This window comes from Pseudomonas sp. FP2335 (assembly GCF_030687535.1).
In the GTDB taxonomy this organism is placed as follows: Bacteria; Pseudomonadota; Gammaproteobacteria; order Pseudomonadales; family Pseudomonadaceae; genus Aquipseudomonas.
On the sequence record NZ_CP117437.1, the window covers coordinates 723,301 to 745,243 of the forward strand.

Annotated in this window: 17 protein-coding genes; 6 read left to right on the forward strand and 11 right to left on the reverse strand. The window is 64.1% G+C overall.

Features of this window, described 5'->3' with window-relative positions; genetic code table 11:
• Positions 1–47: 47 nt before the first annotated feature.
• Positions 48–4,601 (forward strand): hypothetical protein, encoded by a 4,554-nt coding sequence (locus tag PSH81_RS03000; protein WP_305391982.1) that lies wholly within the window; start codon positions 48–50, stop codon positions 4,599–4,601.
• 11 nt (positions 4,602–4,612) lie between these two features.
• On the opposite strand, the gene PSH81_RS03005 is transcribed toward PSH81_RS03000, so the two are convergent.
• From PSH81_RS03005 to PSH81_RS03045, 9 genes are all read right to left on the reverse strand, one after another.
• A complete protein-coding gene (locus PSH81_RS03005; protein ID WP_305391983.1) occupies positions 4,613–5,623 on the reverse strand; it encodes an iron ABC transporter permease in 1,011 nt (336 codons plus the stop codon).
• The gene (locus tag PSH81_RS03010; protein ID WP_305391984.1) at positions 5,620–6,567 is read right to left on the reverse strand and encodes an ABC transporter substrate-binding protein; all 948 of its coding nucleotides are present in this window, start codon (positions 6,565–6,567) and stop codon (positions 5,620–5,622) included. The genes PSH81_RS03005 and PSH81_RS03010 overlap by 4 nt, the downstream gene beginning before the upstream one ends.
• Positions 6,564–7,346, reverse strand: coding sequence for an ABC transporter ATP-binding protein (locus PSH81_RS03015; RefSeq protein WP_305391985.1), 783 nt, complete (start codon positions 7,344–7,346; stop codon positions 6,564–6,566). Before PSH81_RS03015 ends, PSH81_RS03010 begins: the two co-directional genes overlap by 4 nt.
• A gap of 141 nt (positions 7,347–7,487) precedes the next feature.
• Positions 7,488–9,596, reverse strand: a complete 2,109-nt coding sequence (locus tag PSH81_RS03020; protein WP_305391986.1) for a TonB-dependent siderophore receptor — start codon at positions 9,594–9,596, stop codon at positions 7,488–7,490.
• A gap of 149 nt (positions 9,597–9,745) precedes the next feature.
• Positions 9,746–11,128, reverse strand: coding sequence for a PepSY domain-containing protein (locus PSH81_RS03025; RefSeq protein ID WP_305391987.1), 1,383 nt, complete (start codon positions 11,126–11,128; stop codon positions 9,746–9,748).
• Positions 11,129–11,253: 125 nt separating this feature from the next.
• Positions 11,254–13,323, reverse strand: coding sequence for a TonB-dependent copper receptor (locus PSH81_RS03030; RefSeq protein WP_305391988.1), 2,070 nt, complete (start codon positions 13,321–13,323; stop codon positions 11,254–11,256).
• Between the two features lie 93 nt (positions 13,324–13,416).
• Complete coding sequence (locus PSH81_RS03035) at positions 13,417–13,806, reverse strand: DUF2946 domain-containing protein (protein ID WP_226455656.1); 390 nt, start codon at positions 13,804–13,806, stop codon at positions 13,417–13,419.
• Positions 13,807–13,817: 11 nt separating this feature from the next.
• A complete protein-coding gene (locus PSH81_RS03040; protein WP_305391989.1) occupies positions 13,818–14,300 on the reverse strand; it encodes a copper chaperone PCu(A)C in 483 nt (160 codons plus the stop codon).
• 46 nt (positions 14,301–14,346) lie between these two features.
• Entirely contained in the window at positions 14,347–14,742 is a 396-nt protein-coding gene (locus tag PSH81_RS03045; RefSeq protein ID WP_226455658.1) for a DUF2946 domain-containing protein, read from the reverse strand.
• A 590-nt stretch (positions 14,743–15,332) separates the two neighbouring features.
• Here PSH81_RS03045 and PSH81_RS03050 point away from each other — a divergent pair.
• Positions 15,333–15,581, forward strand: coding sequence for a DUF6124 family protein (locus PSH81_RS03050; RefSeq protein WP_226455659.1), 249 nt, complete (start codon positions 15,333–15,335; stop codon positions 15,579–15,581).
• Positions 15,582–15,638: 57 nt separating this feature from the next.
• Here PSH81_RS03050 and PSH81_RS03055 read toward each other — a convergent pair whose 3' ends face one another.
• A complete protein-coding gene (locus tag PSH81_RS03055) occupies positions 15,639–16,358 on the reverse strand; it encodes a cobalt-precorrin-6A reductase (RefSeq protein WP_305391990.1) in 720 nt (239 codons plus the stop codon).
• Positions 16,355–17,560, reverse strand: a complete 1,206-nt coding sequence (cbiE, locus tag PSH81_RS03060; RefSeq protein WP_305391991.1) for a precorrin-6y C5,15-methyltransferase (decarboxylating) subunit CbiE — start codon at positions 17,558–17,560, stop codon at positions 16,355–16,357. Before cbiE ends, PSH81_RS03055 begins: the two co-directional genes overlap by 4 nt.
• Positions 17,561–17,598: 38 nt before the next feature.
• Here cbiE and cobG point away from each other — a divergent pair, with 38 nt between their 5' ends.
• From cobG to cobJ, 4 genes are read left to right on the forward strand one after another with little or no spacing between them, the layout of a single operon-like run.
• Positions 17,599–18,945 carry a precorrin-3B synthase gene (cobG, locus tag PSH81_RS03065; RefSeq protein WP_226455662.1) on the forward strand — a complete coding sequence of 449 codons (1,347 nt, stop codon included), beginning with the start codon at positions 17,599–17,601 and terminating at the stop codon, positions 18,943–18,945.
• A complete protein-coding gene (locus PSH81_RS03070) occupies positions 18,938–19,564 on the forward strand; it encodes a precorrin-8X methylmutase (protein ID WP_226455663.1) in 627 nt (208 codons plus the stop codon). The genes cobG and PSH81_RS03070 overlap by 8 nt, the downstream gene beginning before the upstream one ends.
• Positions 19,564–20,295, forward strand: coding sequence for a precorrin-2 C(20)-methyltransferase (locus tag PSH81_RS03075; protein ID WP_226455664.1), 732 nt, complete (start codon positions 19,564–19,566; stop codon positions 20,293–20,295). Before PSH81_RS03070 ends, PSH81_RS03075 begins: the two co-directional genes overlap by 1 nt.
• A complete protein-coding gene (gene cobJ, locus PSH81_RS03080) occupies positions 20,295–21,932 on the forward strand; it encodes a precorrin-3B C(17)-methyltransferase (RefSeq protein ID WP_305391992.1) in 1,638 nt (545 codons plus the stop codon). The genes PSH81_RS03075 and cobJ overlap by 1 nt, the downstream gene beginning before the upstream one ends.
• Positions 21,933–21,943: the final 11 nt, after the last annotated feature.

Consider the following 21,943-nt stretch of genomic DNA (forward strand, 5'->3'; position numbering starts at 1 on the left):
TACACGGACCTCAAACACGCGCAAAAAAACGTCAAGGATAAAAGGTAATGGACAACCTCAAGACAATCACCGCACAGCGGTTATTGCATACATTAAGCCCGGCTTTTGCGGCTTGCGATGACGCGGCGCGTTATGCGCTCGCCCAGGTCGATCGGCAGGCAGCCTATTCTCAGGGCGGCTACATTCTCAATGCGGATGATGGCCGTTGCTATGCCTCGGCACCTCTTCGTGGTTCGCTCGATGAGTTGTTGTTCGAAGACGCGATCAGCATGGAGAGCAGCAGGGACCGTCGGTTGCCCGCAGGGTATCGGTATGTGGGCTATTACTTTTTCGACATTGATCGGCACGCGCAAATCGCCAGGCTGCGCCCAGCGTGGTCAGCGGACAGCATCGCTTTGCAGCAGAGTGTTGCGCCGGCCAAGGCGGTAGTGTCGTGTATCCAGCTTGGCGTGGTGTTCTACCGGATTGGGCCTGAGGGCTCACTTGTGAGGTTCGGGCTGATCGACCGACCCGGTGTGGCGGATTACTTCCACAGGCTGAACGCGCGGATACACGCAGAACCCGAACCGGTGCTGGAGGCATCGGCCGAGGAATATGTGCGCCGTCTGAGGGACTTTGGTCAGCTCAAGGTCATCGTGACGTCTGCCATTTGGGCGGGATGGCGCGGCACATTGACGCCGAAATGGAAAGCGTATGTGCCCGACCCGGTCCCTGCGACCCCTGATCCGTGGGTGAGCCCGATCTTTCCGGATGCGGCGTCGGCCCTGGCTTTTGCACACCCGTTGATGATGCGCCATCCGACAGTGCTCCAGATTGGCTTTTTGCTAAAGCACCAACACGTTGAGAACTACATGGTCACCGAGCCCGTTGCGGTGAGCGCGAACCCGTTTGATCCGGCCGCGGTATTTCCGACAACCCCTGATGGTCGCCTTATCTACTCGTGCCAATGCGATATCGTCGGCGTCTACAGCTTTGCCCCGGACAGGCCCGCCCCTGAGACGGCCAAGGAACCCTGGCTGTACGAACGCTTTTTTTCACCACGGATGCTGGCTGAAGCCCTGTGGTTGGCCCATGGCCTGAAAAAGAAGGGTTTTACGTATTACCTGAGTACCTTCGACGGTGCGCAGTTGCGCTACACCGTGGCGGCCCCTCAGGCCCCAATGCCATTTTTCAACCCGCTCCATTCGTCCACCCAACCGATTGACAATGGCTTGCAAGCCGACCTGGATAAAGGCGCGCTGACCCCCAGCGACTTTGTGCGACAGCTCCGTAGCACAGGCCAGTTGCATGTGCTCAAGACCAGCAGCCTGTGGGACGTCGCCGCCAGGGTCGGGCGTGACTGGCAGCCTTACGCGGGTCTGCATCGGCCTGTGTTGAGCCCGGCTTTTGTGCAGGCGGATGATGCGGCCCGGCATGCCCACGAACGGATTGGCAGCCGTCGCGAGCGCGGTTATCTCGGCTTGATTTTGAAGCGTGACGACCAGCGCTTTGTTGCTACCGAACCCATGGCATTCAAAGGTGAACGCTTTGACTTCAACCGGTATTTCCCGACCGACCGGTCGGGATTGCCGGTTGCCCTGACGTCGGGACAGGTGCTGCATGGGGTGTACAGCTCGCGTTGGCTGGATGATTACCACGGCCATTGGGAGGGTGATGAGGCGCGGGTGGGGGCGCAGATGTTCATGGACACCGACATCCAGCGCATCCTGGCAATGCCTGGCCTGCCGGTGGCTTACCTGTCAGGTTCGGCGGACTGCCTGCTGGCTTATCGACCCTACCTGCCGGATATGACGCATCGCTTGCTGGAGCGTGCACAACCCGGTGAGGGCGGCAGCCGCCTGTTCCAGGCGTTGAACGACGGCACGCTGGTGCCCAGCGACGTGGTCAGCGAAATGACCTTGTCCGGCTTACTGAGCGTGGTGGTCGGCAATCGCATATGGGGCCCGCCCGGGCCGCTCGACAGCCGTTGGGTCCCGGCCGGCGCCGCAGACCTGGCCGAGGTGCCCGGCCAGCCGCAGCTCGGCCCGGTCCACACCTCGGCCCGCGCAGCCGTGGAGGCCGCTTGCACCCATTGGCGCAGCCGCTATGGCCTGGACCATTGTGGCCTGGGGCTGGTACTCAAACACCAGGCGCGTGATGAGTTCGTGGCCACGCAGACGGTTGGTGGCCCACGCCTGGACAGGCTGTACCACGCCAGTCGTTTTGGCGCGACGGCACTCACCGCAACGTTCCAGGTGCATGCCGTGTATTACTCGGCACGTGGGTTGCCCCACGGGGTGATGGGACAAGAGGCCTGGCTGGCTCGACACTTTATCGGTGCGCTGGACTTTTATGCTGCGCTGTACGACCAACAAGGTGTTCGCCGTGGTGTCGGGCTTGCACCGTTGCCGTTGTACCTGTCGACACTCGATGGTGCGCTGCTGGAGTACCGCACGCAGCAGGATCCGCATCCGTTGTTCAAGAATGAGTCGGGCCAGGTGGATGAACAGGTGCTGGCGAAAAAACTCGCCTTGACCCTGACGCCCCATAGCCTGGTGCAGCAGGTCGCCCAGAGTGGGCAGTTGTCGGTGCTGGTCACCAGTGACTATTGGGATGTGTCAGGGCCGGTCGGCGCTCTTTGGGCACCGTTTGCGCAGGTGGCCCGGCGCCTGTTGGGGCCAGTGTTTATTTCCCAGGACGACGCCGCGCGGCATGCGCTGTTTACGCTGGGCAGCCGACGTGACCGTGTCTATGGTGGGTTGATCCTGCGCCGCAGCGATGGCTTGTTCACGGCCACAGAGCCGCTGCCGGTGGGTGTGGAAGACTTTGCGCCGAGCTGGATTCGCCTGGACGAGCTGGTCAACCAGGCCCGGTTTCTGGCGGCCAGTACCGCCGTGGCGCGCTACCATTCGGCCGTCGCGTGTGAGCCGCCCTTCGGTCTTGCCGACGTGCAGCGCGCGGTGTACCTGGACATGTTCGCCAGCGATTTTCTCGGCGCAGTGCTGCGGCCTTCGACTGTCCCCCTCAAACACACCCTTGGCTGCGAATACCGGTTCTGCACCGACGGTGCCATTCTCTGTTACACCGTCAGGGGCGGTGCGCTGGAGCATTCACTGGCCAGCCAAGTGGCCAGTGCTTCACGCAATCATCCCAAGGACAACCGACTGGAACAGGCCCTGCGTGATTGCCAACTGACGCCGGTGGAATACGTCAACCGCGTCGCGCGTGCCGGTATGCTTCGCGTGGTGCAAGGCAGCGCCGTGTGGGGACGCCCCCGCCAGATCAGACAGTGGGAGCCCGGTACGGCGCAGGACCTATTGGAACCGGTGATGATGGACACGGGCACCAGTGCAGTGTTTGTGCAGTTGCCGGACTTGTTGCATTACCTGCATCGCCAGGCCGCCCAGCGCCGGCACCTGGTCTTCGGGTTGATCTTGAAAGCGCGCAAGGCCGCGCATTACCTGGGGAGTTTTCCCCTGGTGGCCGCCGACGCGGCGTTGACGCTCGATCGTGTGTTCGTCGATGGGTTGGCGCCCCAGGGGTATGACGTACAGGGCCTTTACCTTTGCCCTCCTGTGCAGCCTGACATACTCGCCAGCGATCCGATCTATCCCCATTTCGTCAGCCCACGGGACCTGGCGCGCGTGGTGAATCTCAAGGGGCCGAACGGCCAGGGCTACTTGCCGATTTACCTGGGCTGCACCGATGGTGCCTGGCTCACGTTCGAGCGGCGCGACCCCCAAGCGTTCGTGCCGCAGGTGGCTACCGCGTGGTCGCGCTTGCAGGCCGGCACACTCAAGCCCCAGGCATACGTCCGACAAGTGGCGGCAGCCTGGCCAATGACAGTGTTAGTCACCAGCGGCCTTTGGCACACGCCGGGTGCCGTCAGCCCGCAATGGCGAATGAATTCGCCTGCGCCGGTTGTGTCCCGCGCTGCGGCGCTGAGATTCGGTCCGTTGTTTTGCCATCCTGACGATGCCGCACGGCATGCCCGTCATCGCGCCGGTCGTTTCGAGCGTCATGCGTTCGTAGGCCTGGTGTTGGTCGATGAAAGGCAAACCCTGTATGTCGCCGCTGAGCCCCTCAAGGATGAGGGGATTGAGTCGCCGGTACCGCAGCGTCTGTTTTTGTATGCGGACACCCTGCTCGGGCCTTCGCCGCCGAAGCCGGCGTATCCGGCAGGTTTTCAGTTGCTGGCGGCGCATGTGTTTTACAAAACGATGGGGGCACGTCGCGATTGGGCCCCCGCAGACCAGCAGCTCGGCGAGCATTTTGTTGCTCGGGACGAGCTGGGCTTCTATCGAAACCTGTTGAAGGTCGGCGGGGTGAAAGGTGCTTTTTGTTATCTGTCCACACGCCAAGGCGCACTGCTCAAATATGTGCCCGGGTTCTACCCGCAAGAGGAGGACCTGTTTACCGGGCAGTTGTTCTTCGGCCCGGACGATTACGCGCCGACGGCATGGGTCGCTCGATTAGCGACCGATGGTGTGCTCGATGTACTCGATACAGATGACTACTGGACACGCAAAGGTGTGGTGAAGGTGAACTGGACGCTCAGTGTCGACGAGCAGCCGCCACCGATCCAGGTGCAGCCGACGCACCCTGAAAAAGACGAATTCTGAACACCCGGGGTTCAGCGTTTGCGCATCAAGCCAATAAAAAACACCCCGCCAATCGCCGCCGTGGCTACGCCGATGGGCAGGTCTTCGGGGGCGATCAGGGTGCGTGCCGCCACGTCGACCCACACCAGGAACAGGCTGCCGAGCAGCGCGCACGTGGGCAACAACCGGCGATGCTCGGCACCGACGAGACGCCTTGCGATATGCGGCACCATCAGCCCGACAAAGCCGATGGAGCCACTGATGGACACCAGCACGCCGGTCATCAGCGAGGCTACCAGGAACACCTTCAAGCGCACCGTGCGGGCGTTCAGGCCCAGGGTCACGGCGGTCTGTTCGCCGGCCATCAATGCGTTCAGCGGGCGGGCCATGCCCAGCAATACCAGCAGACCCAGCAGCACCGTGGCGCACGGGATCGCCAGCAGTTCCCAACGCGCCAGGCCGAGGCCGCCGAGCATCCAGAACATCACCGCCGAGGCCGCGCGGTGGTCGCCCATGAACAACAACAGGTTGGCTGCCGCCATCATCACGAACGACACCGCCACCCCGCACAGCAGCAGGCGATCACTCTCCAGCCGCCCATTGCGGCTGGCCACCGCCAGCACCACCAGCATGCTCAGCATGGCACCGATAAACGCGGCGATGGGCAGGGTCAGCAGGCCGATGATTTCGCCCACATGCAGTACCACGATCACCGCGCCCAACGTCGCGCCGGAGGTCACGCCGAGCAGGTGCGGGTCGGCCAGCGGGTTGCGCGTAACCGCCTGCAACACCGCGCCGATCAACGCCAAACCGGCGCCGACCAATGCCCCCAGCAGCATGCGCGGTACGCGGATCAGCCAGACAATATGTTCCTGCCCCGCCGGCCAATTCACCTCGCCGATGCCCAAAGCCTTGTACAGCATGATCCGCCACACCACGTCCACCGGCACCCGCGCCGGACCAAAGCCCAGGGAGATCACGCACGAGGCCAGCAACAGCGCCGCGAGGGCGACCAGCAGCAAGGCGTAGCGACGGGAGGTCATTCGCCGTGGAACCCCTTGGCCAGGGTTTCCACCGCCAGCACGTTGTCGATCCCCGGCGTGGCCTGCACGTACGGGATCACGATAAAGCGCTGGTTCTTGATCGCGTCCACCGCTTGCAGCGCCGGGTTGTCCAGCAGGAACTGCTGCTTCTGCGCGGCGGTGGTTTCGCTGTAGTCGACGATCACGATCACCTGCGGGTTGCGTTCCACCACGGTCTCCCAGTTGACGCGGGTCCAGCTGGCGTCGACGTCATCGAGGATGTTGCGCCCGCCGGCCGCGTCGATCAGCGCCTGGGGCATACCCAGGCGCCCGGAGGTCATGGCGCGGTCTTCGCCGCTGTCGTAGAGGAACACCCGCGGCTTGTCTTCAGGCAGGTCTTGTTGCACCTCATCGACCTGGGCCTGCATCTGCGCGATCAGGGTGTGGGCGCGGTCCTGCACGTCGAAGATCCGGCCCAGGTTGCGCAGGTCGTTATAGGTGTCGTCGAGGGTCGCGGCCGGGCGCTTCATCACGAAGGCGCAGGATTCGGTCAGTTCGTACACGTTGATGCCCAGGGGTTGCAGGCTGCTCGGCGTGAGGTCGCCGCCCACGCGCATGCCGTAGTCCCAGCCGGCGAAGAAGAAGTCCACGTTGGCGTTGAGCAGGGTTTCTACCGACGGGTATTTGCTCGCCAGCTCTGGCAGGCCGTCGAGGAGCGAGGCCATTTCGGGGGTGACCGACTTCCAGCCGGTCACTCCGCTGTAGCCGGCCATGCGCGGCTTGAGGCCGAGGGCGAGCATCATCTGGGTCATGTTGATGTCATGGCTGACGGCGTGCTTGGGGGCTTGCTGGAAGGTCACGTCGCGGTTGCAGCTTTTCACGGTGACCGGGTAGTGGGTGGCGTCGGCGAACGCGGGGGCTGCCGCGAGAGACAAGGCGAAGGCTAGGAGAGCGCGCAGGATCATGGTTGGGTTATCCAGGTGATTCGGGGGTAGCCGGACAGGGGGTGGGTGTCGATCAGTGCTTCGACGCCGAACACTTCGCGCAGCAGTTCGGCGGTCAGCACTTCATGGGGCGTGCCGCTGGCGACGATGCGGCCGTGGTTGATCACGTACAGGCGATCACAGAACGCGGCGGCCAGGTTGAGGTCGTGGATGCTCGCCAGGGTGCCGATGTTCAAGCGCTTGACCCGACGCAGCAACTCCAGCTGATAGCGTGGGTCGAGGTGGTTGGTGGGCTCGTCGAGGATCAGCAGTTGCGGCTGCTGGGCCAGGGCGCGGGCCAGGATCACACGTTGTTTTTCGCCGCCGGAGAGGGTGGCGAACCCGTGGTCTTCGAAGCCGAGCATGCCCACTGACTCCAGCGCGCTGCGAACAAGTTGCCGGTCGTGCAACGTGTCGCCATCGAACAGGCCTTTGTGGGGCGTGCGGCCCATGGCGACCACTTCATCCACGCGCAGGCCGAAGGCGTCGGGGAACTCCTGCAGCACCACGGCGATGCGCTGGGCGCACCATTTGGCGCTTTGCTTCCACACGTTCTGGTGGTCGAGCAGCACGTCGCCGCGTGCGGGCCTGGTGAAACGATAGGCGCAGCGCAACAGGCTGGTCTTGCCGCTGCCGTTGGGGCCGATCAGGCCGACGAACTCCCCCGCACCGACCTGCAGGCTGGCGTCACGCAGGTGGAACTGGTGATGGCAGTGGCCTGCGGGGGACCAGGTAAGGTCGGTGAGGCTGAGTGAAGTCATCAAGTCTCTCAAGTTAAAACCGGTCCAAATGTGGGAGCGGGCTTGCTCGCGAATGCGGTGTATCAGTCAATACATCTGTTACTGACCCAGCGCATTCGCGAGCAAGCCCGCTCCCACACTTTTTGACCTGTGGTGTATCGGTTAGAAGGTGTAGTCCGCCGTCACGAAGAACGAGCGCGGCTCACCGAGGAGCCACTGTTGCCCGTCATTGTATTGGCTGACCGCATAGGTGCGATCAAACAGGTTATTCAACTGCAGCCCCAACGTGGTATTGCGCATGGCCTTCCACGAAACCGTCGCATCCACCACGGTATAGCTCGGTAGCTCATTTTGGTTGGCCATGTCGGCATACCGCGCATCCACATAACGCACGCCGGCGCCGGCGCGGATGTCGTCGGTCACGGCCTTGCTCAGCCACAGGTTGGCGGTGCGGCGCGGCACGTCTACCGGACGGTTGCCGTCGCGGGAGACTTGCACACCGTCGACGGCCTGTTTGAAGTCGTCGTACTGCGCGTGGACGATGGCCGCGTTGGCTTGCAGCTGCCAGGCGTCCGGCAGTTGCAGGTCGAGGCTGGCCTCCAGGCCACGGGAGGATTGCTGGCCGACTTGCTGCTTGAGGTCCGGGTTGCCGGGCACGTCGGTGAGCAGTTTCTTTTTGACGATGTGATACGCGGCCAGGGTCCACTCACCGCGCTGGTCCCAGAAGGCTTGCTTGATGCCGATCTCGGTCTGCCGTGCGCTGGACAGGTCGAATTGTTGCTGGCCGGGGCTCAGGGAAATCAGCCCGCCGACGCCGTCGGTGCTGGTGGCTTGCTGGCCGTAGACCGAGGTGTCCGGGGTGATCGCGTAGACCAGGCCGGCCTTCCAGTTGTTGCCGGTGAGGGTTTTGTCGGCCTGGCTGCCATCGCGCAGATCATCGCGGTCGACGTGGGCGTAGTCGCGGCGGATACCGGTGACCAGCGCCAGCTTGTCGGTGAGTTGCAGGCGGTTTTCGGCGAAGCCGGCGACGGTTTTGGTGGTGGTGGCGAACAGCGGCAGGAACGCGCTGTTGCTTGCAAACTGACCGGGTGCCGGATGATTCACATCGATGGGTTGGCCATCGGTGAAGCTGTCGGTGAACGGCGAATTGCTGGCCAGTCGGAAGCGGATGCGGTTGTATTCCACGCCGGTCACGGTCTGGCTGTCGAGGCCGAACAGGGTGTGCTTGAAGGTGAAGGTCTGGCGGTCACCGACCTGTTCCTGGTTGTGCTTGATGCCGTAATTGCCGCTGCGGGTGAGCTGGCCGTTAGTGAAGTTGTAGTTCTCGGCGTTCTGCCAGCGGCGCTGGTTTTTCAGGTAGAACAATTCGTTGGTGGCGCTGACGCTGTCGTTGATCTGCCACTCGCTGGTCAGGCGCGTCCACTGGTCGTTGTAATGCTGCTCGTCGTTGCGCACGTTGTAGTTCTTGTCGCGCAGGCCCTTGTGCAATTGGCCGTTGATCAGCGGCGTGCCGAAGTAGTTTTGCGGGCGTTGGTCGCCGTAGTCGCTGGCCAATGTGAAGCTCAGGTTGTCGGCCGCCTGCCAGCGCAGGGCGCCGCTGATGAAGTCGCTTGAGGAATCGCCACGATCGATGAAACCGTTGCTGCGCAGGCGATTGAGGTTGAGGCGATAGCTCAGGGTGTCGCTCAGCGAACCGCCGCTGTCGAGGGCTTGTTGCTGGCGGTCATAGGAACCGTAGCCGAGGCGGATGTGGTTTTCGATCGCGCCTTCAAACGGCTTTTTCGGCACGGTGTTGATCACCGCACCCGTGGCGCCTTCGCCATACAGCACCGAGGCCGGGCCGCGCAGCACGTCGACGCGTTCCACCGCCCAAGTATCCACCGGGAAGGTCGAGGTGCCCATGCCCATGTACATGCGGTTGCCGTCATAGAGCTGCATCACCGACCCCTGGCCGCTGAAGCCTCGGGCCGCCAACGAGGTGCCGCCGTCACCCGGCGTGCCGGTGCGGCTGATGCCGGTGGCGCGGGAAATCGCGTCTTGCACGCTGGCGTCGCCGCGCGCGCGGATCTGCGCGCCGGTCTGGCTTTCGACGCTGCCGGGGGTTTGCAGGGCACTGAGGTTCAGGCGCGAGCCGGCGGTGGTCGGGGTCTTGAGGTCGACATGTTCGTCGTCCACGGCGGGTGCGTTGACAGCGCTGGCGGGCAGGGTCAGGGCCTGGGCATGGGTGTGCAGGGCGAGCAGGCACAGGCCGGACGCTAGGTACTTGTTCATGGGGTGTTCAGTCTTCTTCTAGGGATGCTCGCCGCGTGTGGCGGCGAGCAACGATAACGCAACAAGTGTTATAAGTTAACACTTATTCGCTGCGCGGCAAAAGTCGCGCAAGGCTACAGAAGTGCTCTGCAACGGGCATCTCACCGGGCTCATGACGAACCTGAGACGGGCTCATGTTGGCCAAAAAAGCGTGAGAAGATCAGGCGATCCAGGACCCACACGGCGATCAGCGACGCGCCCACCAGCGGAAAAATGATCGCCAGGCCGAGCATGATCACCATCGCGGTTTTCCACTTTGGCAGGTCGTGACGCAGTGGCGGCACACCGAGCTTGCCCTGGGGTTTGCGCTTCCACCAGATCACCACGCCACTGACGGCGCTGAGCAGGATCATCAGGCAGATCAGCAGCACGATCAGTTGGTTGACCCAGCCGAACATCTTGCCTTCGTGCAGCATCACGCCGGTCTCGGTGGCGCGCGCGACCGTGCTGTAGTGCTCCCAGCGCACATCGGCGAGGACCTTGCCGGTGTACTGGTCCACGTGCAGGGTGGCGTCGTTGCGCGGGTCGTTGGCGAACACCGCGACGGTAAACACGCCTTCGGCGGTGGTGGGGAAGGTGATGCTGTAGCCGGGTTCGACTTTGAGTGCGGTGGCAAGGTCCACCACCTGTTGCAGGCGCAACGTGGGGGCGGCAGGAGCGGCGTGCATGGCGCCGTGGTTCATGTGTTCGGCGTGGTCGCCGGAGATCGGCATCGGCGTGTTTTCCAGGGCCCATGGCACGGTCTGTTGCGTCGCGGTATTGAGCACGCGGGCCTGCTGGTCGGACTGCGGCACGGCGTTCCACATCGCCGCCGGGAAGGTGTTCCACAGGTCGGCGTATTGCTTGCCCCAGAAGCCGGTCCAGGTCATGCCGCTGAGCAGCATCACCAGCAACAATGACGCGCCCCAGAAACCGGTGACGGCGTGCAGGTCGCGCCAAAATACGCGACCGCGCGTGTTGAAACGCGGCCACAACACACCGGCCGACGACTTGCCGCGCGGCCACCACAGGTACACGCCGGACACCACCAGCATCACCCCCCAACCGGCGGCGAGCTCCACCAGGCGGTCGCCGACGGTGCCGATCATCAGTTCGCCGTGCAGGGCACGGGCGATGGCTTGCAGGTTGTATTTGGCGTCTTGCTCGCCGAGGACTGTGCCGCGATACGGGTCGACAAACACCGTCACTTCACGGCCGTCGTTGTGCATCACGAATTGTGCGCTGCTGGTGGCGTCGGCCGGGGGCAGGTATTTGCTGATGGCGGCCTTGGGATAGGCAGCCTTGGCGCGTTGCAGTTGTTCGTCGGCGCTCAGACGGTGTTCGGCGACCGGGACCGTGAGCAAGTGGCCGTACATCAGCGGGTCGAGCTGGGGCTTGAACAGGTAGATGATGCCGGTCAGGGCCAGCAGCACCATGAACGGCGCGACAAACAGGCCGGCGTAGAAATGCCAGCGCCAGGCCAGGTTGTAGAAGGAGATTTTGGGGGTGCTCATCAGGGATGCTCCGCAAAGGCTTGGATTATTTTGTTGGTTAGGCCGCCATCGCAGGCAAGCCAGCTCCCACATTCAGATTTGTGAACACATTCCAAACTGTGGGAGCGGGCTTGCCCGCGAAGCTTTTAGAAGCTCATGTCGACCTTGGTCCACAGGGTGCGACCGGGCTCCTTGATGGCCTGCGGATCATTGGCCGGGTAGCCGAACCCGGCGTTGCCGGCCAGGTTCAGATGCTCGGCATAAGCCTTGCCGAACAGGTTGTCGACGCCGGTGCTGACCTTGAAGTTTTTGTTGATGCGGTACGCCGCGTTCAGCGAGAACACGCCAAAACCGCCGCTCTTGTCGTAGTCCTTGCCGACCACGTTGCCCTTGTTCTGGTCGATGCGGTTTTGCGCCGCGACCACGCGCCACAAGGCGCCGGCGCTCCAGTCGTCTTCGCTGTAGGTGAGGCCCAGGCGGGCGTCCAGCGGTGGCATTTGCGGCAGCGCCTTGCCGTCGCTGCTGTTCTTGCCCCAGGCGTAGGCGAGGGTGGCGTCGGTTTTCCAGTTACGCGTCAGCTTGTACGCGGCGCCCAGTTCGCCGCCCATGATGCGTGCGTCGACGTTACGCGCCTGGGAGGTGGTGCCCATCATCCCGGGCTTGTAGTCGAACAGGATGAAGTCCTGTACACGGCCGATGTAACCCGAGGCCCAGGCTTCGAGGTCGGCGGATTTGTACTGTGCGCCGAAGTCGAGTTGAGTGGTCTTCTCTGGCTTCACGCCGTCGAAGGCGTTCACCGAGCCGACCGCGCCGGTGTTCGGCGAGAACAGCTCCCAGTAATCCGGGAAACGCTCCGAATGGCCCAGGCCCGCGTAGAGGGTGGTGGGGCTGTCGGCCAGATCATGCTCGTAGCGCACGAAACCGGAGGGCAGGGTGTCGGCACGGGTGTCGTCGGCCGTCGGGTTGGCGCGCTTCATCATTGCGGAGCCGGTGGTTTGCCGGAAGTCTTTAGCCGAGGCGCGATCCAGGCGCGCGCCGCTGATCAGGCGTTCGCGGTCGGCGGCGTACCAGGTCAGTTCGCCGAACACGCCGTAGTTATGGAAGTTGGCATCCTTGTTTCGCGGCAGATCCTTGTAGGTGTCCACGCCCATGCTGCTGCGTTGGCGGTGTTCGTTGGTCTGCGCATCCAGGCCGCTGATCAACTGCACATCGGCCCAGCGCCAGGTGGCCTTGATGCGTGCGCCGAGGGTGCGGCGGTCGACGTTGGACGCCATCGGCCCGGCCATCATGCCGGTGCCTGACGGTGTGCGCAGGCTGTAGTTGTCCATCACATGGTCGGCGTAGTTGTAGTAGACCTGGGCCTCGACCTTGTCCAGCACCTCGCCGAGGTTGGATTTTTCAAAGCGCAGCCCGAGGCTTTCGCGCAGGAACTGCGAGCCGTCCATGCCACGTCCGGCGTAGCGTGCTTCGCCATCGCCGCGCCCGGCAGTGAGTTCCAGCAGGGTATCGGCGTCGGGGGTGAAGCCGACGGCGACGTCGCCGTTCCACTTGTCGTAGCGCGAGGCCACGGTGTCGTTGTTGCCGTCCTTGTAATCGTCGGCGTGGGCCTGGTTGCCGATCACGCGCACGTAGCCCAGCGGGCCACCGGCGGCGGCATCGATGACCTTGTCGAAGCGCCCGTTGGAACCGGCCAGCACGCTGGCGTTGAGGCGCGTGCCCAGTTCGCCGAACTGCTCAGGCTCTCGTTCGAACAGGATCGTGCCGGCGGACGCGCCCGGGCCCCAGAGCACGGTTTGCGGGCCTTTGATCACGGTGAGCTTGTCGTAGGTTTCCGGAGAAATGTACGAGGTCGGCGCGTCCATGCGGCCGGGGCAGGCGCCGAGCATCATGCTGCCATTGGTGAGGATGTTCAGGCGCGAGCCGAACATGCCGCGCAGCACCGGGTCGCCGTTGGTGCCGCCGTTGCGCACCAGGGCGAAGCCGGGGATGGTCTTGAGGTAGTCGCCGCCATCGCTGGCGGGCACTGGTTGGCGCGGGTCCTTGGGGTTGGTGATTACGGTCAGCGGTGAGCTGGGGGCGATTGCGGTGATCACCGTGGGGCTCAGTTCATGCTCGGCATGTTCATCGGCCAGGGCATGGGGGGCGAGCAGCGCGCCGCACAGGGCAGCGAGCACGGGGGTACATCCCAAACGGGAGTCAGCAGTAAACCTGGACATGACAAATTCCATCAATCAATCGTAAACAACACGGCCAGCAGCCTGCGGCTGTCTGTCTAGAGTCGGCCGGGGTGAAGTAACGCTGTGAAGTGCCTACGAGATGATGGGCGGCGCCCGGCTGCGGGCGCCGGGGAAGATGCTCTGCCGGGCATGGCCCAGGCGCGTGGCGGGGGTGAGGGCGTGGGCCGGTGGTGGGGTGTTCAGGGTGAATGTCGAGACGCCACCGGGCAGGGCGGGGCAACTGTAGAGCAGGTCGCAGTAGCCGCACTTGGACCAGAGGGCGTGGTGTTCGTCAGGCGCCTTGGGGTGATGGGCGGCGCCGTGGTCCATCGGCATGTCCATCGACATACCGGCGTGATGATCCATCGGCATCGCTTGGGAAATCAGCGGACCGATAAAGATCATCAGCATGGCGAACAGGCTGATCCAACTGCCGCGTTTCACACGCGACGGTGGGGACAACCTGGCGCGGGGGACGCCCATCGAGTGTTGGCCTATTGGGCGTGTTTATGCTCGTGGCCGGCCATCGGCGGCATCTTCTGCACCGACACTTGCACCTCGACCTTGCCGGCTTTTTCGAAGGTCAGGGTCAGTGGGAAGTGCTTGCCGTTGGCCAGCAGGCTGCGGTCTTTGAGGCCCAGCAGCATCACGTGATACGCCATGGGCGCGAAGGTCAGGTCGCCCTTGGCCGGGACGGCGACGGTGGGCACTTGCTGCATCTTCATCAGGTCGCCCTGCATGACGTGCTCGTGCAGCTCGGCTTTGTCGGCTACCGGCGTCTCGACACTGAGCAGGCGGTCCGGCGTTTCCCCGGTGTTATGAATCACAAAGTACGCCGCGACGGTGGGCGCATTCGGCGGCAACTCCTGGGACCAGGGGTCGCTGACCACGAGGTCGCCGGTTTTGTAGTCATCGGCATTGGCAGCACTGAACACCGGCAGCAACAACGCGGCCAGAAGCAGGGAAGATTTGAGCATGGCAGTTCTCCAGAACGGTTCTAAACGCAGTTCACTTGCGAAGACATCAGACCGTTGGAGAGGCGCGGGGATTGAGGCTCGGCCATTGCTGGCGCGGGGTCGGGCCTTGCAGCCGGGGCGGCGGCAAGCTTTGTGAGGTGTTGAATTGGGTGAGGTACAACTGCGGCACATGCCCCGGCAACGCCACCAACGGCGCCGAGCCCGAGCAGCACCAGCAATGCTGCATGGTGGAATGATCGTCCTGCTGCGGCGCCGGAATCTCCAGCTTGCCCAGGGCGATGGTCTTGAGACTGGCGCCATTGGAGGAACAGAAACTGCCCCACAGCAATTGCTGCGCCGGGTCCTTGGACTGTTGCATCGCGCTGGCCAGCGGCATGGCAAAGGCGTTGAACAGCACTGCAAAGCAGGCGATCCAGACGATTGCAAAGCGTTGACGGGCCATGGCGGACAATCCGTAGGGTTAAACGATCAGGCGGGTATTTAGCCTGATCGTAGGGGATAAGTAAAAAAGGGTGGTGTGGTTTGGTGTCGCACACTCAATGGTTGAGGATAGACGGGAACGGATAGGTTGCCGATATCAAGGGCAATGCGGTGCTAAATGTGGGAGCGGGCTTGCTCGCGAAAGCGCAGTGTCAGCCAATACATGGGGTGACTGACACACCGTCTTCGCGAGCAAGCCCGCTCCCACATTTTGGATTGTGTTCGGCTCGAATATGGAGTCATTCGACAGAAATATCCGACAAGCCTTTAAGGTTGCCCCTAGGAAACTCAATCCCTAGTCTCCGTACACCGCTGCAAGCGCAGCGGTCGGGCGTCGCGGCCCGGATTTCTCCAGACGTTGAAGCGTCATTGTCTCCTTTCAGTTGGCGTTTTTTTATCGTCTACTGTGCGGCGCTATGGCGGCTGTGCGCGGGATACCTTCGGGTATGCCGGTGTTCTGGAGAATCGGTCCGCGAACCTGCGTACAGCTGCCACCCTCATCGCGTCGCGGCGATCAGTGGCAGCTCCTTTTTACTTCTCCGGAGCTTCACAATGATCAAACCCACCCCCAATCCCCCCGTCCGGCTCTTCACCGTTGCCGACGGCATCAGCACCGAAGACCTGTTGGTCAACCTCGGCGAAACCCTCGCCTCAGCCAATGCGCTGAGCTGCGATCTGGCATTTAACCTGGAAGGCTCGAAACGAGAGGAGTTGCTCGGCGTTGCGCAATTGATTGAGCTGGCGCAGTTGCTGGCTGATCGTGTGCACAAGGGCTGCGGCCCAGCGACAACTGCTGCCTGACAATACCGCCCAAATGTGGGAGCGGGCTTGCCCGCTCCCACAGGGGATTTGTGGTGTTTAGAGCGTGGTGATTGCCTGGAGTAACGCAGGCACGGTGGTGAATTCTCGATCCACCGCCGCCAACACCGGCCGCTTCAACACCAACACCGGCACCCCAAGCTCCCTTGCCACTTCCAGCTTCGGCTCCGTCGCCGTGCTGCCGCTGTTCTTGCTGATCAGCACATCAATCCCACGCCGCTCGAACAACACCCGCTCATCCTCGATCAGAAACGGCCCGCGTGCGCCGATCACTTCACAGCGCTCATTGCCCGGGTACACATCCAGTGCGCGCAGTGTCCAGAACTGGTCCGGCGGGATCTCATCAAGGTGCTGCAACGGCTCACGTCCCAAGGTGAACAGCGGGCGCTTGAACGGTTTCAACGCTTCTATCAAGGCGGCCCAATCGCTGACCTCCCGCCAATCATCCCCCGCCTGCGGCTGCCACGCCGGGCGGCGCAAGGCCCAGCATGGTACGCCGCTCAACTGCGCCGCCTCGGCGGCATTACGGCTGATCTGTGCCGCATACGGGTGGGTTGCGTCGAGAATCAAGCTAATGCCCTCATCCCGGACAAACCGCGCCAAGCCCTCGGCGCCGCCATACCCACCGACCCGCACTTGGCAGGTCAGATCGGTCGGCACCCGCCCAACGCCGGCCAGGCTGTAGATATGTTCCGGGCCCAATGTGCGGGCAATGGCCAGGGCTTCGGTCACGCCGCCCAGCAGCAGGATGCGTTTCATCGTGGCTTGACCACGTCCAGCAAGGTGATCGGCAACGCCTGTCGCCACGTATCAAAGTCCCCGAGCGGCTGCGCCTGGGCCACGTGGATGCGCGTCAGTTCGCCGCCATGCCGGGCGCGCCAGTCCATCAAGGTCATTTCGCTTTGCAGGGTCACGGCGTTGGCGACCAAGCGCCCGCCCGGCCGCAGGTGTTGCCAGCAGGTGTCGAGCACGCCGTCGCGGGTGACGCCGCCGCCGATGAAGATTGCATCTGGCGCTTGCAGGCCGTGCAGCGCGTCCGGGGCCTTGCCGCGGATCAGTTGCAGGCCGGGCACGCCGAGGGCGTCGCGGTTGTGTTCGATCAGGCCTTGGCGGCCCTCGTCGGCTTCAATCGCCAGGGCTCGGCAGCTGGGATGGGTGCGCATCCATTCAATCCCGATGGAACCGCTGCCCGCGCCCACGTCCCACAGCAGTTCGCCGGGCATCGGTGCGAGGCGGGCCAGGGTCATGGCGCGCACATCGCGCTTGGTCAGTTGGCCGTCGTGTTTGAACGCCGAATCCGGCAGGCCTGCCAAGCGTGACAGGCGGGGTGTTTCGCCAGAGGCCACGCACTCGATGGCAACCAGGTTCAAATCGGCGATTCCAGTATGTTGCCAATCCGCAGCCAACCCATCGAGACGCCGCTCACCCGTGCCGCCCAAGTGTTCAAACACGCTCACACGGCTCGGTCCGAATCCCGACTCGGCCAATAAAGCAGCGATCAACGCCGGGCTACTGCCGTCATTGCTCAACACCAACAAGCGCACGCCACTGGCCAGATGGGCATGCAGTGCCGCCAACGGCCGGGCCACCACGGACAGCGTCACCACCTCTTGCAACGGCCAGCCCAACCGCGCTGCGGCCAGGGACACCGACGACGGCGCCGGCAGGATCAGCAGTTCATCCGCCGCCACCTGCCGCGCCAGGCTCGCGCCAACGCCATAGAGCATCGGATCACCGCTGGCCAGCACGCACACCGGCGTACCGCGCCGGGCCAGTACCGGCTCCAGGGAAAACGGGCTCGGCCACACCTCGCGCGCACCACGAATACACACCGGCAACAGGTCCAACTGGCGTTGGCCGCCTATAATCCGCGAAGCGTGCAACAGGGCATGCCGGGCATTCCTGCCCAGCCCCTTGAAGCCGTCTTCACCGATGCCTACAACCGTCAGCCAGGGCGACATAAAAATTCCTTGAGCGACATCCGACGGGCAGGCTTTTCATGCTGCCGGACAAAGCAGGCATAATACCGCGCCTTTACCCGTCAACCGGAAGCCCCGTGAAACCAACGCCCGCTGTGAATACCTTGCGCCCCTCGGCTTGTCCGGGGTTGCTGCGTATCGTCCAGGCGTTGGATGGCGGTATTTGCCGGATCAAACTGGCCGGCGGTTCGATCACCGCCGCCCAGGCCCATGCGGTGGCGGAAGCCGCCCAGACCTATGCAGGCGGGGTGATCGAGGCGACCAATCGCGCCAACCTGCAGATCCGCGGGATCGGCACCGAAGAGGGGGCCTTGATCGCGATGCTGTTGGCCGCCGACCTCGGCCCCAACAACGCCGCTGGCGACGACGTGCGCAACCTGATGCTCAGCCCCAGCGCCGGGATCGACCCGCAGATGCTGTTCGACACGCGCCCGCTGGCCGGGCAGATCCTGAACACCCTGCAAAGCCACCCGCGTTTCCACGAGTTGTCGGCCAAGTTCGCCGTGCAACTGGATGGCGGCGAGGACCTGGCGATGCTCGAACATCATCATGACCTGTGGCTGTCGGCGTTCGTGCGCGATGGCCAGACGCTCCTCGCGTTCGGCCTGGCCGGTTGCCCGGGGCTCGATGCGCCGGTGGCCGCCGTGCCGCTGGAGCAGGGCCATGCGCTGGTGGTGGCGGTGCTGGAAGCCTTTCTCGACCTGGCGACCCCGGCGCAAACCCGCATGCGCCATCTGGCTGTGGATAAGTTATTGAGCCACCTCAGCCTGCCGCTGCTGCCAGCGGATGGCTTCAAACGCCCGCCCAGCGGCGCGTTATTGCACCTGGGGACTTATCCACAGGTGCAAAAAAATCAGTTCTATGTCGCTGCCATCGCGCCCTTGGGGCGCCTGGATTCGACGATGCTCAAAGGCGTCGCGCAACTGGCCAGCGAGCACGGCGACGGCACCTTGCGCTTCACCCCTTGGCAAGGCGTGCTGCTGCCCGGCGTCGAAAAACCCCATGCCGTGACCGAACGCCTGGCGCAACTGGGCTTCCTCTGCTCAGTCGACCAGCCCCTGGCGCACATGACCGCCTGCACCGGCTCCAGCGGTTGCGCCAAGGCCCTGGCCGATACCAAGGCCGACGCCGTGCGACTCGCCGCCCTGGACCCGGGGCACGGTGTGCACTTGTCCGGCTGCCCGCGTTCCTGCGCCGCCGCGCACATCGCGCCGGTGACCTTGCTGGCGGTAAGCCCCGGCCACTACGACCTCTATTTTCGCGATGCAGCCCACCCGGGTTTCGGCCGGCTGCACGCGCACGCCCTTTCTATTGAAGCGACGGGTGCCTTGCTGCGCGCCCGCCCACGGAGCAACACCGATGATTGATTACATCCGCGACGGTCAGGAGATCTATCGCAACTCCTTCGCCATTATTCGCGCGGAAGCCAAGTTGGAGCGCATCCCGGCCGACCTGGAGAAACTCGCGGTGCGGGTGATTCATGCCTGCGGCATGGTCGACGCCATCGACGGCCTGCAATTCTCCGAAGGTGCGGGCAAGGCCGGGCGCGATGCGCTGGCGGCCGGCGCGCCGATTCTGTGCGATGCGCGGATGGTCTCCGAAGGCGTGACCCGTACGCGCCTGCCGGCCAACAACGCGGTGATCTGCACCTTGCGCGACGACAGTGTGCCGGAGCTGGCGCGGGAGCTGGGCAACACGCGTTCCGCTGCGGCGCTGGAACTGTGGCGCCCGCACCTGGAAGGCAGCGTGGTGGTGATCGGCAACGCGCCGACCGCGTTGTTCTACCTGCTGGAAATGCTGGATGCCGGCGCACCGAAACCGGCACTGATCCTCGGCTTCCCGGTGGGCTTTGTCGGCGCCGCCGAATCCAAGGCGATGCTCGCCGCCGATAGCCGTGGCGTGCCGTTCGTGATCATGCAGGGCCGCCTGGGCGGCAGTGCCATGGCTGCCGCCGCGGTGAATGCCCTGGCCACGGAGGTCGAATAATGCAGGCTCGCGGACGGTTGATCGGCCTGGGCGTAGGCCCCGGCGACCCGGAACTGATCACCCTCAAGGCCCTGCGCCTGCTGCGTGAGTCGCCGGTGGTGGCGTACTTCGTGGCCAAGGGCAAGAAGGGCAACGCGTTCGGCATCATCGAGGATCACTTGGTGGCGCAGCAGACCCTGATGCCGCTGGTGTACCCGGTGACCACCGAAGCCTTGCCGGCGCCGATGTCATACGAGCAAGTGATCAGCGATTTCTACGACGCGGCCAGTGTCGATGTGGCCGCGCACCTGGACGCCGGCCGCGATGTGGCGGTGATCTGTGAAGGCGATCCGTTCTTCTATGGCTCCTACATGTACCTGCACGACCGCCTGGCCGAACGTTATGAAGCCCAAGTGATTCCTGGCGTGTGCTCGATGCTCGGTGGCGCCTCGGTGCTGGGCGCGCCGCTGGTGTATCGCAACCAGAGCCTGTCGGTGCTTTCCGGCGTGTTGCCCCATGACGATCTCAAGCGCCGCCTGGCCGATGCCGACGCGGCGGTGATCATGAAGCTGGGCCGCAACTTCCCCAAGGTGCGCCAGGTGCTGGAAGAGCTCGGCCTGGCCGGGCGCGCGTTGTATGTGGAACGCGCCACCATGGCGAATCAGAAGATCGTGGCGCTGGATCAGGTGGACCCGTCGTCGTCGCCGTACTTTTCGCTGATCATCGTGCCCGGTGAACGGTGGCAAGGTTGATGACGCCGGCGATTGTCATTCTGGGCCAGGGCAGCCTGGCCACTGCGCGCAAGATTCAGCAGGTTTACCCGGGCGCATTGATCCACGGCTTGGCCGCACGGGTTGAAGGCGCGGACCAGACCTACAGCGAGTTCGGCGCGACCCTGCGGCACTTGTACCAACAAGGCACGCCGCTGATTGCGCTGTGTGCCGCCGGTATCGTGATCCGCACCCTGGCGCCGCTGCTGCTGGAAAAAGGCGAAGAGCCCGCCGTGCTGGCCGTGGCCGAAGACGGCAGCGCCGTGGTGCCGCTGCTCGGTGGCCTGGGCGGTGTGAACGTCATGGCGCGGGACATCGCGGCAGCGTTGAACGTGGCTGCGGCGATCACTACCAGCGGCGAGTTGCGTTTCGGCACCTGCCTGCTCAATCCTCCAAGTGGTTATGAGCTGGCCGACCTGGAGCTGGGCAAGCGCTTTGTCTCGGACCTGCTGGCGGGCGCAAGCGTGCGCATTGAAGGCGCGGCGCCGTGGTTGGATCAAGCCAACCTGCGCCAGGACCAGCAGGCGCAGTTGGCGATTCACGTGGGCAGTGCCGAGCGCACGCCTGCGGCCAACGAACTGCTGATCTATCCGAAGAACGTCAGCGTGACCTGCAAGCCCGGCGCGCAACTGGCCGAGCGTGTGCGCACGGCGTTGCGTGAGGCGGGCATCGCCGTGCAATCCCTGGCGTGCCTGTTGGCCAGTGATACGCAGATGGCCGAGGCGTCGTTGCATGAAGCCGCGGCGACACTGGGGGTGCCGCTGCGTTTTGCCTGCGTCAGCCAGGACGCCGACATCGTGATCACCGTTGCCGAGCAGCCGTTGGACCTGTCCCAGGTAGGGCGTGTGCGCGGGCGTCTGGCCGTGATCGGCCTGGGGCCTGGCGCGGCCGAATTGATGGTGCCGGCGGTGAAGGCCGAATTGGCACGCTGCACCGATGTGCTGGGTTACGAAACCTACGTGCGCATGGCCGGGCCGTTCCGTGACGACCAGGTGCAGCACTGCACCGATAACCGCGAAGAAATGCAGCGCGCGCGCCACGCGTTCGAGCTGGCCGCGCAAGGCCGTTCGGTGGTGGTGGTGTCGTCCGGCGACCCGGGCGTGTTCGCCATGGCGGCGGCGGTGATCGAGGCGCTGCACGAGTCCAGCGATCCGGCGTGGCATCAGGTCGACCTGCAGATCCTGCCGGGCGTCTCGGCTTCGCTGGCCACCGCCGCCCAGGCGGGTGCGCCGTTGGGGCACGACTTCTGCGTGATGTCGCTGTCGGACAACCTCAAGCCTTGGGCAATCATCGAAAAGCGCCTGGACCTCGCGTCCCAGGCCGATCTTGCCCTGGCGTTCTACAACCCGATCTCGCGCTCGCGGCCGTGGCAACTGGGGCGTGCCCTGCAAATCGTCGCGCTGCACCGCACGCCGCAAACCCCGGTGGTGCTGGGCCGCGACATCGGTCGACCGGGCCAGACCTTGCGCGTCACCACCCTGGGGCAGCTCACGCCCGAGCAAGTGGACATGCGCACCATGGTGTTGATCGGCTCGTCCACCACCTGCGCGTTCCCGCGCGCCGGTGGTGGTGAGTGGGTGTACACGCCACGCTGGTACGGCGAAAAACCCCTCTCCTGAAAACAGCCTCG